This window comes from Klebsiella sp. EMBS2024 (genome assembly GCF_036233805.1).
Taxonomy (GTDB): domain Bacteria; phylum Pseudomonadota; class Gammaproteobacteria; order Enterobacterales; family Enterobacteriaceae; genus Klebsiella; species Klebsiella pneumoniae.
Genome location: NZ_JAZARW010000001.1, coordinates 1,638,729 through 1,653,002, shown reverse-complemented (window position 1 = coordinate 1,653,002; position 14,274 = coordinate 1,638,729). Strand labels below are relative to the sequence as shown.

Below are 14,274 nucleotides of genomic sequence, written 5' to 3'. Positions count from 1 at the left end.
CATCATTTCATCTCTGGAGTCGTTATGAGTCAGCAGGATGCGGCCAAACAACAGGCCAACACCCGGAATAATATTCGCGTGGTTTCCATTTTTACCGCCGCGGCGATAGGCCTCGTCGGCGTGCTGGTGATCCTCTACGCCTGGCAACTGCCGCCGTTCACTCGCCATAGCCAGTTTACCGACAACGCCTATGTGCGCGGGCAGACCACCTTTATTAGCCCGCAGGTCAACGGCTATATCACCGCCGTCAACGTCAAAGATTTCGCGATTGTCCAGCCGGGCGAGGTGCTGTTCCAGATAGACGATCGCATCTATAAACAGCGGGTGCATCAGGCCCAGGCTACCCTGGCGATGAAAGAGGCCGCGCTGCGCAATAACCTGCAACAGCGCAAAAGCGCCGAGGCGACGATCGCCAAGAATGAAGCCGCGCTGCAAAACGCCCGCGCGCAGAATCTGAAAATCCAGGCCGATTTAAAACGCATCCAGCAGTTAACCGCCGACGGTTCGCTGTCGATCCGCGAACGTGATTCGGCGCGGGCCAGCGCGGCGCAAGGGGCGGCGGATATTGAGCAGGCGAAAGCGGCGCTGGAGATGTCGCGCCAGGACCGTGAATCGACCATCGTCAATCGCGATTCGCTGGAGGCCGACGTGGCCAGCGCCAAAGCGGCGCTTGAGCTGGCGCAGATCGACCTGCAGAATACCCAGATTATCGCCCCCACCGGCGGCCAGCTGGGGCAGATCTCGGTGCGTCTTGGCGCCTATGTCAGCGCCGGAACCCATCTGACCTCGCTGGTTCCGCCGCAGCACTGGGTGATTGCCAACCTCAAAGAGACCCAGTTGGCCGAAGTACGCGTTGGCCAGCCGGTCACCTTCACCGTAGACGCGCTCAACGGCGAGACCTTCCACGGCAAGGTGCAGAGTATCTCCCCGGCGACCGGGGTGGAGTTCAGCGCCATCTCTCCGGACAACGCCACCGGCAATTTCGTCAAGATCGCCCAGCGCATCCCGGTGCGTATTACGGTCAACGACGGGCAAAACAACAGCGAACGCCTGCGGCCGGGGATGTCGGTGCAGGTGACTATTGATACCCGTGCGGAGAAACAACCATGATCCGCCCGGTCGCCCTTGCTATCGTTCTGGCGCTGGTCGGCTGTCAATCCGCCGATGTGCAACGCGCGCAGCCGACCCTGACCATTCCTGCCGCCTGGCGGGCCGACGTTGGCCCGGCCAGCCCGGTGGAGGGCGTATGGTGGCGCAATTTTCATGACAGTACCCTCAATCAGTATGTCGACCAGGCGCTGCGCTATAACAGCGATGTGCTGATCGCCCGCGAGCGGGTGAATGAGTATCAGGCGCGCGCTTACGCCGCCGACAGCAGCCTGTTTCCGTCACTGGACGCCAGCCTCACCGGCACCCGCGCCCGGACGCAGTCCGCCGCCACCGGCCTGCCGATCCACAGCACACTGTATAAGGGCGGCCTGACCGCCAGCTATGATGTCGATATCTGGGGAGCGAACCGCAGCGCGGCCAACGCCGCCGGGGCCAGCCTTGAGGCGCAGAAAGCCGCCGCCGCCGCCGCCAATTTGAGCGTCGCCAGCTCGGTGGCCGTTGGCTACGTCACGCTGCTGTCGCTGGATGAGCAGCTGCGGGTGACCCAGCAGACGCTAACATCAAGGGAAGACGCGTGGCGCCTGGCCAAACGTCAGTTTGAAACCGGGTATACTTCACGCCTTGAGCTGATGCAGGCGGATTCGGAGCTGCGGTCAACGCGGGCGCAGATCCCGCCGCTACAGCACCAGATTGCGCAGCAGGAAAATGCGCTCAGCGTGCTGCTCGGCGATAACCCTGGCGCGGTAAAACGCGGCGAATTCGCCCAGCTTACCCCGCTGCGTCTGCCGTCGCAGCTGCCGTCCACCTTGCTCAACCGCCGTCCGGACATCGCTCAGGCCGAGCGCCAGCTGGTGGCTGCCGACGCCACGCTGGCCTCGTCGCAGGCGCAGCTGCTGCCCTCTATTAACCTGACCACTACCGGCAGCCTGCAGGACCGGACGCTGCCGGATCTGCTGGACAACCCGCTGCGGCTGTGGAGTCTTGGCGGCAGTATTCTGGCGCCGCTGCTAAACCGCCAGGCGTTAAATGCCCAGGTGGACGTCTCCATGGCCCAGCGCAACCAGGCGCTCTATAGCTATGAGAAAACGGTGCGCAGCGCGTTCAAAGAGGTCAATGACAGCCTGGACGCCATCAGTCGCTATGGCGAACAGTTAACCGAGCTTCAGGAACAAGAGACCGTTGCCCAGGAAACCTTACGTATTGCACAAAACCGCTACCGTAACGGCTACTCTTCTTATCTGGATGTGCTTGATGCCCAGCGAACGCTGTTCTCCACCCAGCTTAGCGTGGTGCAGGTGAAGAACAACCTGCTGCTGGCGCAGATCGATCTGTACCGGGCGCTGGGAGGCGGCTGGTCTGACTCATCAGGGAGCTAAATGGGGAAGCGTCATATGCAACAACAGTGGTCGGCAGTAGACAATTATTTGATTAAGGCCTTAATTCCCGGCGATCCTGTGCTCGATCGGGTACTGGAAAACAACCATCGTGCCGGGCTCCCGGCACACGATGTCGCCGCCAATCAGGGTCAGTTTCTCGCCCTGCTGGTACGGCTAACCCAGGCTAAGCGGATACTGGAGATCGGCACCCTCGGCGGCTATAGCACCATCTGGATGGCGCGCGAGCTTCCTGCCGACGGCCAACTCCTCACCCTGGAGGCCGACGCGCATCATGCCCAGGTGGCGCGGGAGAATCTGCAGCTGGCGGGCGTTGACCAGCGGGTCACGCTACGGGAGGGACCCGCGCTACAGTCCCTGGAGTCGCTTGGCGAATGTCCCGCTTTCGATCTGATCTTCATCGATGCCGATAAGCCGAATAACCCCCATTATCTGCGCTGGGCGCTACGTTATTCCCGCCCAGGAACCTTAATTATTGGCGATAACGTGGTACGCGACGGCGAAGTGGTCAACCCACAGAGCGCCGACGAGCGCGTTCAGGGCGTGCGTCAGTTCATTGAGATGATGGGCGCCGAGCCAAGGTTGACGGCAACGGCGCTGCAAACCGTGGGCACTAAAGGCTGGGACGGCTTTACTCTGGCGTGGGTAAACGCTTAAGCGTGGACGCCTGACCAGTAGCCCCGGTAAGCGCAGCGCCACCGGGGACAACCAGCCAGGCTATGGGGTAATTTGCTCCATCGCCTGCAACACTCGCTTGTCCGAGATAGGATACGGGGTGCCCAGCTGCTGGGCGAAGAAGCTGACCCGCAGCTCCTCGATCATCCAGCGGATCTCCCGGACATCGTCGTCCTCACGGCGGTTCGGCGGTAGCTTATTCAGCCACTGCTGCCACGCCTGCTGCACGCTCTCCACCTTAAGCATCTGCGCCCGATCGCGGTGCGGATCGATAGCCATCTTCTCCAGACGCTTTTCAATCGCCTGCAGATAGCGCAGCGTATCGCCAAGACGGCGGAAACCGTTGCCGGTGACAAAGCCGCGATACACCAGACCCGCCATCTGCGCTTTGATATCCGACAGCCCCAGCGCCATGGTCATATCCACCCGGCCTTTCAGCCGTTTGTTGATATTGAACACCGCGGTGAGGATCTGCTCGACCTGTTTAGCGATCTCCACCACCGTGTCGTTGAGCTCGGCTCGCACTTTATCGTGCAGCTGACTAAAGCCCTCTTCCGTCCACACCGGACCGCCCGCTTCGTCAATAAGCTTATCAACGCCGCAGGAGATGCAATCGTCAATCAGATCCAGCACTTTGCCGTACGGGTTAAAGTAGAGCCCAAGCTTGGCTTTATTCGGTAGTTTCTCGTGCAGATACTTAATCGGCGACGGGATGTTGAGCAGCAGCAGGCGACGCAGACCGCGCCACATGGCCTGCTGCTGTTCCTGTGGATTATCAAACAGCTTGATGGCCACGCTGTCGCGCTCGTCCACCAGCGCCGGCCAGGCTTTCACCTTATAGTTACCGCGCTTCTGTTCGTAACTTTCCGCCAGGGTGCCAAAGCTCCAGATATGCAGCCCGCTCTGCTCAATACCGTCATCAGCGACCGCCGACAGCGTCTCCTGCACTTTGCCCTTCAGGGCGTCTTTCAACGCCTGCAGCGAGCGCCCTTCCTGCAGCTTCTTGTTTTTATCATCCACCACCCGGAAAGTGATTTTCAGGTGATCGGGCACCTGATCCCACTGCCAGGCTTCGCGGTCGATGGTCACGCCGGTCATCTTACGCAGCTCGCGCTCCAGCGAATCGAGCAGCGGCAGCTCAAGCGGCGTCGCCCGGCCAAGAAACGCTTCCGCATAGTTGGGAGCCGGGACGAAATTGCGCCGTACCGGCTTCGGCAGCGATTTTATCAGCGCGATAATCAGCTCGCGACGCAGACCAGGGATCTGCCATTCAAACCCGGCTTCCTCTACCTGGTTCAGCAGCGGCAGCGGAATATGCACCGTCACGCCATCGGCGTCGGCGCCAGGTTCAAACTGGTAGCTAAGCCGCAGCTTGAGGTTGCCCTGATGCCAGAAGTTCGGGTAGTCCAGTTTACTGACCTGCTNCGCCCCCTCTTTAATCAGCATGCTCTTTTCAAAATTGAGCAAGTCTGGCGTTTCGCGGCTGGCCTGCTTCCACCACTTATCAAAGTGGCGAGCGGAGATGACGTCGTGGCTAATGCGCTGGTCGTAAAACTCGAACATCGTCTCGTCATCCACCAGGATGTCGCGACGGCGCGACTTATGCTCCAGCTCTTCGATTTCCGCCCGCAGCTTCAGGTTTTCGCGGAAGAAGGCGTGCCGCGTCTGCCAGTCGCCCTCTACCAGCGCGTGGCGGATAAATAGCTCACGACACAGCGCCGGATCAATCTGGCTGTAGTTGACCTTACGCGCGGCGACGATCGGCAGGCCGTAAACGGTAACCTTTTCCGTCGCCATCACCGCGCCCTGCGACCGCTCCCAGTGCGGCTCACTGTATGAGCGCTTGATCAGGTGCTGCGCTACCGGCTCCACCCACTCCGGCTCAATGCGCGCGGCAATACGCCCCCACAGCCGGCTGGTCTCGACCAGCTCCGCAACCATCGTCCACTTCGGCGGCTTCTTGAATAGACCGGAGCCGGGGAAGATAGAGAACCGCGCATTACGGGCGCCGGTAAACTCCTGCTTATCGGCATCTTTCATGCCGATGTGCGACAGCAGACCGGTCAGCAACGCAGTATGGATCTCGCGATATTCCGCCGGCTCACTGTTGATCGGCAGGCCAAGCTCTTTCACCACCTGGCGCAGCTGGGTGTAGATGTCCTGCCATTCGCGCACGCGCAGATAGTTAAGAAAATCGACCCGGCACTGGCGGCGGAACTGATTCGACGACAGCGCCTTCTGCTGCTCGCCGAGGTAGTTCCACAGATTGACGAAGGCGAGGAAATCGGACTCTTTATCGTGGAAGCGGCGATGTTTTTCGTCAGAGGCCTGCTGTTTGTCCATCGGCCGCTCGCGCGGGTCCTGGATCGACAGCGCGGAGGTGATGATCATCGCTTCCCGCACGCAGCCGTGCTTCTGCGCCTCCAGCACCATGCGCGCCAGACGCGGATCCACCGGTAGCTGGCTGAGCTGGCGGCCCAGCGGGGTTAGCTTATAAGCCGTTGCCTGCGCATCGGTGGTGATGGCGCCCAGCTCTTCCAGCAGGCGTACGCCGTCCTGGATATTGCGCTTATCCGGCGCTTCGACAAACGGGAAGGCGGCGATATCGCCTAAGCCCAGGGCGGTCATCTGCAGGATGACCGACGCCAGGTTGGTGCGCAGAATCTCCGGGTCGGTAAATTCCGGGCGCGACAGGAAATCGTCTTCTGAATAAAGACGAATACAGATCCCTTCCGAAACGCGGCCGCAGCGGCCCTTACGCTGGTTGGCGGACGCCTGGGAAACCGGCTCGATCGGCAGGCGCTGCACCTTGGTGCGATAGCTGTAGCGACTAATACGCGCAGTACCGGGATCGATAACGTACTTAATGCCCGGCACGGTCAGCGAGGTTTCCGCCACGTTGGTCGCCAGCACGATGCGCCGCCCGCTGTGCGGCTGGAAGACGCGGTTCTGCTCGCTGTTGGACAGGCGGGCGTACAGCGGCAGCACTTCGGTATGGCGCAGATCCAGCTTATTCAGCGCATCGGCGGTATCGCGAATTTCCCGCTCACCGCTCATAAAGATCAGAATATCGCCGGGCCCTTCGCGCCCCAGTTCGTCAACCGCATCAAAGATCGCCTGTAACTGATCGCGCTCGGTATCGTCCGCCTCTTCCACTATCGGCCGATAGCGCACTTCCACCGGGTAAGTCCGCCCGGAGACTTCGATAATCGGCGCATTATTGAAATGCTTTGAGAAACGTTCCGGGTCGATGGTCGCCGAGGTAATGATGATTTTCAGGTCCGGGCGGCGCGGCAGGAGCTCTTTCAGATAGCCGAGCAGAAAGTCAATATTCAGACTGCGCTCGTGCGCCTCATCGATAATGATGGTGTCGTACTGCATCAACAGACGATCCTGCTGGATCTCCGCCAGCAGGATACCGTCGGTCATTAGCTTAACCATGGTGTTTTCGCTGACGTGGTCGCTGAAGCGGACTTTATAGCCGATGCAGCCGCCCGGCTCGCTCTGCAGCTCTTCGGCAATACGATTGGCGACGGTCCGCGCCGCCAGGCGACGCGGCTGGGTATGGCCGATGAGTCCTTTCAGCCCGCGCCCCAGCTCCATGCAGATTTTGGGCAACTGGGTGGTTTTACCCGAACCGGTCTCCCCGGCGACGATCACCACCTGGTGGTCGCGCACCGCCTCGAGAATCTCTTGTTTTTTCTGGCTAACCGGCAGGTTTTCCGGATAGGTGATGGCCGGACGCGCCGCTTCGCGCAGCAGGACTTTACCGGCTGCCTGGCTTATCTCCAGCGCCATCTCCTGCAGAATGGCCTGTTGCGATTCAGGATTTTTAACCTTCTTCACGCCGTGTAGACGGCGGGCAAAGCGCGTTTTGTCGCGCAGCATCAGGCCGTCGAGCTGTTGATAAAGCTGGGGGAAGGTGATTTTTTGTTGTTCTGTCATAGCGTTATCGGGCAGAGCTCTGCCGGGAAAATCTCTTTTGAAGTATTGCCTTAGAGTACCACATCTGTGTCATTCGTGCCTTGTTCAAAAAATCTGAACATAGGATTCGATATATTGCGCTATCTCTGTGGCGCGATTGTGAATACAGTGTCAACAAGCACCAGGGCATTGACCCGTCAATCACATTAAAAAAAGGAAACACCCATGAGCAAAGTATTAGTTCTGAAATCCAGTATTCTGGCAGGGTACTCACAATCTGGTCAGCTTTCCGACTATTTTGTTGAACAATGGCAGGAAAAACACCCTGGCGATGAGATCACCGTGCGTGACCTGGCCGCCAATCCGATCCCGGTTCTGGATGGCGAACTGGTTGGCGCCCTGCGTCCGAGCGACGCGCCGCTGACTCCGCGTCAGCAGGAAGCGCTGGCCCTTTCCGACGAGCTGATCGCCGAACTGAAAGGCAACGATGTGATTGTTATCGCTGCGCCGATGTACAACTTCAACATCCCGACGCAGTTGAAAAACTATTTCGACCTGGTGGCTCGCGCCGGCGTCACCTTCCGCTACACCGAGAAAGGGCCGGAAGGTCTGGTAACCGGTAAACGCGCGGTCGTCGTTACCAGCCGCGGCGGTATCCATAAAGATACTCCGACCGACCTGGTCACCCCGTACCTGTCCACCTTCCTCGGCTTCATCGGCATCACCGACGTGAACTTTGTGTTCGCCGAAGGTATCGCTTACGGCCCGGAAGTCGCGGCCAAAGCGCAGTCTGACGCGAAAGCGGCCATCGACAGCGTGGTTGCAGCCTAATATTTCACTCCTCTCGCTTCCTGCGGGAGGAGAGTTTTACTTTTTCTCGTAGCGTAAATACCCCACCACGCCTCCGCCGCCATCTTTTGGATGATTCACGCCGTCGTTGACCTCCACGCAAGGGAAATCGAAAGGCGAAACGCCGTCAATGCAGGCCACATTCACCCCATACTGCTGTGGGTTTGATCGCCGTTGATGAAAGGTGTAGATCCCGCATACCGAGCAGAAAAAGTGCACGGCTTCCCCTGTATTAAAGCGATACTCTGTGAGCTTATCCCCTCCGCGTACCACCTCTATTCCTGAACGCGGCGAAGAGACCGCGACCGCCCCACGCATGCGACAATATGAGCAGTTACAGCGCCGAACGGTGTTGAAGCCGTCGCTGAGTTCCACGGTAAACGCCACCGCACCGCAGTGACAATGAGCGGATAATTTCTCTGCCATAATTTTACCCCTCAGGTGGCGGCTTTTGGCCGCAGGTTTTCATCAAACGCCAGCCGCTTACGCCCTGCTTCGACTTCCCGTAATGGCTCCACCTGGTGCAGCGTCTGCTTACAGCGTTCCACCAACGCCTGGTATTCACGGGTACCTTGTTTTTTCCACGCCAGCTCCTGTTCGCTCAGGGTGCGAATCGCTTTTGCCGGGCTGCCGATAATCAGATGGTTGGCGGGCATCTCGGCGTTGGCTTTGACAAAGGCCGAAGCGCCGACAATGCTGTTTTCGCCAATGACCGCCCCGTCGATAATCACCGCACTCATGCCCACCAGCGCGTTGCGGCCAATCACGCAGCCGTGCAGAATAGCGCCGTGGCCGATATGGCCCTCCTCTTCCACCACCGTATCCTGGCCGGGGAAGCCATGCATCACGCAGTTATCCTGAATATTGGCGCCGTCTTTGACCACGATGCGCCCGAAGTCGCCGCGCAGGCTGGCGTTGGGCCCAACATAGACCCCTTTGCCGAGGATCACGTCGCCAATCAACACCGCGGTCGGGTGAACGTAACTCTCCTCCGGCACCACCGGCGTCAGTCCATCAATCTGATATATCGGCATGCAACCTCCTTATGCGCCCGGCAAACCGCCAAAGCGCTGATAATAGAGCGGACCCGGCGCCGGGAGCTCGCCCACCGAGCTCTCACCTTTCTCGCTGACGAACGCCAGCGCGCCGGGACTCACGCGTTGATAAATATTGATACACAGCTGGCGGGCGGTTTGCCCTGCCCAATGCGCCGGCAGGAGCTCTTCCGGTAGCAGCGGGTCTTTGAGCACCACCCGGCGATAGAAATGGATAAGGAGCAGTTGGATCTGGNAACAGCGATCCGGCGTCAACTCTGACGGGTCGCAATCGCGCAGCAGCGGCAGTAGAGGTCGGAACAAGGCGATAAACGCCTCGTACATCTCATTTTGTTCGGTGNGATGCCAGCACTCCTCCACCCGGCTGCGCAGGGCCGCTCTGGAGAGCGCCAGCGGCGAATGGGCTTCAAAACAGATGACGTTTTCGGCGACGCCCGCTTCGTGGAGCAGAGACTGGACATCGGCCAGCTTTTGCGACGGCGAGGCCAGCAGGCTCGGCGCCAGCGCGCCAAACCCCTGCCACAGCAGCTGCTTTTTAACGTCGGCGAGCACATTTTTCTCCAGCCCTTCCGAAAGCAGCAGCAGCCAGGTACCGTCCCATTCCGGGGCACTGGCGCGATAAATTTTATGCTCCGCGCGCCGGGTCAGGCGCAGCCCTTTATCACTCAGGCGATAGAAGCTGCGCCGGCCGATGCGGACAACATCAAGCCACTCTTCTTTATTGAGGCGAAACAGCGCGGTGCGTACGAAGCGCTCGCCGAAGCCTAATCCTTCCAGCAGCGCCGCGACGCTGCCCAGCCACACTTCCCCACCGCGTTGTAATAAAGCGTCGCCATACAGCGAGGCAATTAATGACGTGCCGCTGATCGGCATCGCCGTCACCGCTTGTTGAATAAAGGCGTCGAGTTTACTCATCTGATTCATTCTGTTGTTATATTTTTCCTTTATGAATCATAGCACAGGAAACTCCCCGGCTGACGGCGCAAACGCTTCAGCCGGGTGCCTGCCGCGCAGCCACGCAGCCGGAGAGAGGATTAACCGCTAACCACCGCTTTTCGCAGGTCGAATACCCGACAGGCTTTCCCTTCCGAGCGCGGAATGCTGCCGCAGTTGACGATAGTAATATCGGTGGAGATCCCGACCATCGACTTAATGCGGTGACGCAACTGATGGCAAATCTGGCAGCGTTGTTCATGACTCAGCGCCAGCCCGCTCTCTTTCAGCTCAACGCGCACCGCCAGCGAATCCAGATGACCGCGGCGATTGACCTCTAACTGATAGTGCGGCGCCAGGTGTTCAAACTTGAGGATCTCCTCTTCCAGCTGCGAGGGGAAGACGTTAACCCCGCGGATAATCAGCATATCGTCGCTGCGTCCGCTGATGCGATCCATGCGGCGCATGGTCCGCGCGGTTCCCGGCAGCAGGCGCGTCAGATCGCGGGTACGATAGCGGATCACCGGCAGCGCTTCTTTGGTCAGGGTGGTAAACAGCAGCTCACCATGCTCGCCATCTTCCAGCGGCGTACCGTCGTCCGGGTTGACGATTTCCGGGAAGAAGTGGTCTTCCCAGATAGTCGGGCCGTCAACGGTTTCCAGACACTCCATCGCTACGCCCGGTCCCATGACTTCCGACAAACCGTAAATATCCAGGGCGGTGATCCCCAGCCGGCGCTCGATTTCCGCGCGCATCGCCAGCGTCCACGGCTCAGCGCCAAAGACGCCGACCCGCAATGAACAGCCGCGGGCATCGCCGCCCATCTGGCGCTCCAGCTCTTCAATCAGATTCAGACAGTAGGACGGCGTCACCATGATCATATCCGGCTGGAAATCGCGGATCAGCTGCGCCTGTTTTTCGGTCTGTCCGCCGGACATCGGGATCACCGTCGCGCCCAAACGTTCCGCGCCGTAGTGCGCGCCAAGGCCGCCGGTAAACAGGCCGTAGCCGTAGGCGACGTGAATTTTATCTTTTGCTGAACCACCGGCCGCGCGCAGCGAACGGGCGACAATATTGGCCCAGTTATCAATATCGTTTTGCGTATATCCCACCACCGTCGGTTTGCCGGTGGTGCCGGAAGAGGCGTGAATGCGCACCACCTGCTCCATCGGCACCGCGAAGGTATCGAAGGGATAGTTGTCGCGCAGATCCTGTTTGGTGGTACAGGGGAATTTTTGCAGATCGTTTAATTCCCGAAAGTCGTCAGGGTGCACGCCGGCGGCGTCGAACTTGCGGCGATACATCGGCACATTTTCGTACGCATGCTTCAGCGTCCATTTCAGGCGCTGGGTTTGCAGGGCCTGCAGTTCGTCACGCGATGCGGTTTCAATCGGATCTAATTTTGTAGTAGTTATCATTGTAGGGTACTCGCAGGTAAATTAGCTCACACTCGCTCGAGGATCATGGCAATGCCCTGACCCACGCCAATACACATCGTACACAGCGCATAGCGCCCGCCCCGGCGTTGCAGCTCAAGGCTGGCGCTCAGCGCTAACCGCGCGCCGCTCATGCCCAGCGGATGGCCTAACGCGATGGCGCCGCCGTTGGGATTCACGTGCGCCGCATCGTCCGGCACGCCGAGCTGTCTGAGCACCCCCAGGGCCTGGGCGGCGAAGGCCTCATTCAGCTCAATCAGATCCATATCGTTAATATTGAGTCCCGCCCGCTCCAGCACTTTACGCACCGCCGGTACCGGCCCCAGTCCCATCAGGCGCGGTTCGACACCCGCCGTCGCCATCGCCACGATACGCGCCCGCGGCGTGAGCCCCTGGATAGCGGCCTGCTGTTCGCTGGCGATGATCAGCGCCGCGGCGCCATCGTTGACGCCGGAAGCATTGCCCGCAGTAATGACGCCGCCCTGGCGGAACGGCGCTTTCAGTTTCGCCAGCTGCTCAAGCGTGGTTTCCGGGCGCGGATGCTCGTCCTCGCGCACGTCGCTAACCGCCCCTTTCCGGCCGACAATCTGCACCGGCACAATCTCCTGCGCCAGAATGCCGTCGCGCTGGGCCTGCGCCGTGCGCTGCTGGCTGCGCCAGGCGAAAGCGTCCTGATCGGCCCGGCTGATATTTAACAATTCAGCTACATTCTCGGCCGTTTCCGGCATGCTGTCAGTTCCGAAGTGTTGCGCCATGAGCGGGTTCACAAAACGCCAGCCAATCGTGGTATCAAAGAGTTCCGCCTGACGCTGGTACGGCGCGCTGGCTTTTCCCATCACGAAAGGCGCACGCGACATCGATTCCACGCCGCCGGCAATCAGCAGATCGGCATCGCCGGCTTTGATCGCCCTGGCGGCAAAGCCGATGGCATCCAGACCCGATCCGCACAGGCGGTTAATCGTGGTGCCCGGCACGGTATGCGGGTAACCGGCCAACAACGTCGCCATGTGCGCCACGTTGCGGTTATCTTCCCCGGCCTGATTCGCACAGCCGAAAATCACATCATCAATTGCTGCCGGGTCGAGCCCAGGATTACGACTCAGGAGCTCACGCAGCGGGATCGCCGCCAGGTCGTCGGCGCGCACACTGGCCAGCGCGCCGCCGTAGCGGCCAATCGGCGTACGGATCCCGTCACAAATAAAGGCGTCGCGCATTACACGTCTCCCGTGATTGTGCCGCCGATGCGGTGCGATTTGCCGCGGAACAGGGCCACAATCTTTTGCTGTTGATTAACAATTTCGATGTCGTAGACGCCGGTCAGCTTGCCCTGCTGTTTGACTCTGGCGGTGGCGACCAGCCGGTCGCCGGCAAACGCCGGACGAAGAAAATCAATGCTTGCCGCCGAGGCCACCGCCGCCAGCCCCTGGCTGTTACAGGCGTAGGCGAAAGCGGTATCGGCGAGCGTAAATAGCTGACCGCCGTGACAGGTTTGATGGCCGTTAAGCATGTCCGCCGAGACGGTCATACTCATCTGCGCAAAACCGTCGTCCATTTCGATAAGTTCGATCCCCATCTTTCTGGCGCAGGTATCTTTTTCGTACATCACGCGCGCGTTGCGCCACGGATCATTGCTCATGGTGCTTCTCCATCAGCGCCTTCTGGCGCAGCAGGGAACTGGGGCGATAGCGCTCCTCGCCATAATGGTGTTGCAGGTTCTCCAGCAGTTGCAGCACCCGCCGCCAGCCAAGGCGTTCTCCCCATGCCAGCGGGCCATGCGGATAGTTCACGCCAAGGCGCATCGCGGTATCGACATCCTGCGGGCTGGCGACGCCTTTTTGTACCGCATCCAGCGCTTCGTTAATCAGCATCGCCACCGTGCGCCACACCAGCAGGCCGGGATAATCGGCAATACGCAGCACTTTCTTGCCCTGCTGCTGGAAGTAATGCACGGCCTTATCAGTGGCCGCAGGCGCGTTGGTCGCCGCTGCGGCCAGCACCACCGTATCGCTGGCGCACAGGTCATACACCACCACCGGGCGGTGATGCTTAATACTCAGCGCCAGGGCGGTCTCGCCTTCAGTCTCCAGCAGCAAGACATCGTCTAATTCAGTGACGTTGTCACTTCTGACGGTAACGGATTCAGCACCCATCATTACCGGCGGCAGCGCCGCGTCCGGCAGTATCTCAGCGGGCCAGCGATAGACGCCGTGGCCGCTCTTTTTACCTAGCCGCCCGGCCAGCGCCAGCTCTTGCTGGAGGAGCGATGGCAGGTAGCGGCGGTCCTGCCAGAAGGCGTTAAACACCGAACAGGTCACGGCGAAGTTGACGTCCTGGCCAATCAGGTCCGTCAGCGCCAGCGGTCCCATAGGAAAACCGCCGCCGTCACGCAAAGCGGCATCGATAACCTCCGGGGCGGCGACCTGCTCTTCCAGCGCGCGCCAGGCCTCAGCGTAGAACGGACGCGCTACGCGGTTAACGATAAAACCGGGCGTTGAGCGGCAGCGCACCGGCTGTTTCCCCCAGCCGCTTACGCACTGGCACAGCTGCTCCACCACTTCTGTGGAGGTCGCAAGACCACTCACCACCTCGACCAGCTTCATCACCGGCGCCGGATTAAAAAAGTGCAGTCCGGCCACCCGCTCCGGGTTTTTGACCCCGGCGGCGATAGCGGTAATCGAAATAGACGAGGTATTACTGGTCAACAGCGTTGACGGCGCGCAGATCTCCGCCAGCTGCGTGAACAGCGCCGTTTTGACCTCCAACCGTTCAGAGGCCGCTTCGATCACTAAATCCGCATCGGCAAGCGCGGCTAAATCGTGGGCCGGATGCAGGCGCGCCAGCAGCGCATCGGCCTGCTCTGACGCCAGTTTGTCCCGCGCAACGCGTGACGCCAGACGC

12 protein-coding genes are annotated in these 14,274 nt (G+C 60.1%); 4 read left to right on the top strand and 8 right to left on the bottom strand.

Going from position 1 to position 14,274, the window contains the following annotated elements; genetic code table 11:
• Positions 1–24 precede the first annotated feature (24 nt).
• The 3 genes from VZP09_RS07385 to VZP09_RS07375 are packed head-to-tail and all read left to right on the top strand — an operon-like array spanning position 25 to position 3,161.
• Positions 25–1,110: an HlyD family secretion protein gene (locus VZP09_RS07385; protein ID WP_002902965.1), complete on the top strand. Its 1,086-nt coding sequence runs from the start codon at positions 25–27 to the stop codon at positions 1,108–1,110.
• A complete protein-coding gene (locus tag VZP09_RS07380) occupies positions 1,107–2,486 on the top strand; it encodes an efflux transporter outer membrane subunit (RefSeq protein ID WP_032414860.1) in 1,380 nt (459 codons plus the stop codon). The genes VZP09_RS07385 and VZP09_RS07380 overlap by 4 nt, the downstream gene beginning before the upstream one ends.
• On the top strand, positions 2,487–3,161 hold the full coding sequence (locus VZP09_RS07375) for an O-methyltransferase (protein WP_004151576.1): 675 nt from the start codon (positions 2,487–2,489) through the stop codon (positions 3,159–3,161).
• Positions 3,162–3,221: 60 nt separating this feature from the next.
• Here the strand turns inward: VZP09_RS07375 and hrpA are convergent, their stop codons facing one another.
• Positions 3,222–7,124, bottom strand: a complete 3,903-nt coding sequence (gene hrpA / locus VZP09_RS07370; protein WP_328795002.1) for an ATP-dependent RNA helicase HrpA — start codon at positions 7,122–7,124, stop codon at positions 3,222–3,224.
• Between the two features lie 204 nt (positions 7,125–7,328).
• On the opposite strand from hrpA, the gene azoR reads away from it, so the two are divergent.
• The gene (gene azoR / locus VZP09_RS07365) at positions 7,329–7,934 is read left to right on the top strand and encodes an FMN-dependent NADH-azoreductase (RefSeq protein WP_002902889.1); all 606 of its coding nucleotides are present in this window, start codon (positions 7,329–7,331) and stop codon (positions 7,932–7,934) included.
• 36 nt (positions 7,935–7,970) lie between these two features.
• Here azoR and VZP09_RS07360 read toward each other — a convergent pair whose 3' ends face one another.
• The 7 genes from VZP09_RS07360 to VZP09_RS07330 all read right to left on the bottom strand — a co-directional run.
• A complete protein-coding gene (locus VZP09_RS07360; protein WP_024940864.1) occupies positions 7,971–8,381 on the bottom strand; it encodes a GFA family protein in 411 nt (136 codons plus the stop codon).
• 8 nt (positions 8,382–8,389) lie between these two features.
• A complete protein-coding gene (gene paaY, locus VZP09_RS07355) occupies positions 8,390–8,986 on the bottom strand; it encodes a phenylacetic acid degradation protein PaaY (RefSeq protein WP_002902883.1) in 597 nt (198 codons plus the stop codon).
• A gap of 9 nt (positions 8,987–8,995) precedes the next feature.
• Positions 8,996–9,922, bottom strand: a complete 927-nt coding sequence (gene paaX, locus VZP09_RS07350) for a phenylacetic acid degradation operon negative regulatory protein PaaX (protein WP_328795001.1) — start codon at positions 9,920–9,922, stop codon at positions 8,996–8,998.
• A 119-nt stretch (positions 9,923–10,041) separates the two neighbouring features.
• The gene (gene paaK, locus VZP09_RS07345; protein ID WP_004148224.1) at positions 10,042–11,358 is read right to left on the bottom strand and encodes a phenylacetate--CoA ligase PaaK; all 1,317 of its coding nucleotides are present in this window, start codon (positions 11,356–11,358) and stop codon (positions 10,042–10,044) included.
• A gap of 26 nt (positions 11,359–11,384) precedes the next feature.
• The gene (pcaF, locus tag VZP09_RS07340) at positions 11,385–12,590 is read right to left on the bottom strand and encodes a 3-oxoadipyl-CoA thiolase (RefSeq protein WP_004151578.1); all 1,206 of its coding nucleotides are present in this window, start codon (positions 12,588–12,590) and stop codon (positions 11,385–11,387) included.
• A complete protein-coding gene (gene paaI / locus VZP09_RS07335) occupies positions 12,590–13,012 on the bottom strand; it encodes a hydroxyphenylacetyl-CoA thioesterase PaaI (RefSeq protein ID WP_002902876.1) in 423 nt (140 codons plus the stop codon). Before paaI ends, pcaF begins: the two co-directional genes overlap by 1 nt.
• Positions 13,002–14,274, bottom strand: a 1,273-nt coding sequence (locus VZP09_RS07330; RefSeq protein WP_328795000.1) for a 3-hydroxyacyl-CoA dehydrogenase family protein, incomplete at its 5' end; no start/stop codon positions are given. The genes VZP09_RS07330 and paaI, both read right to left, overlap by 11 nt.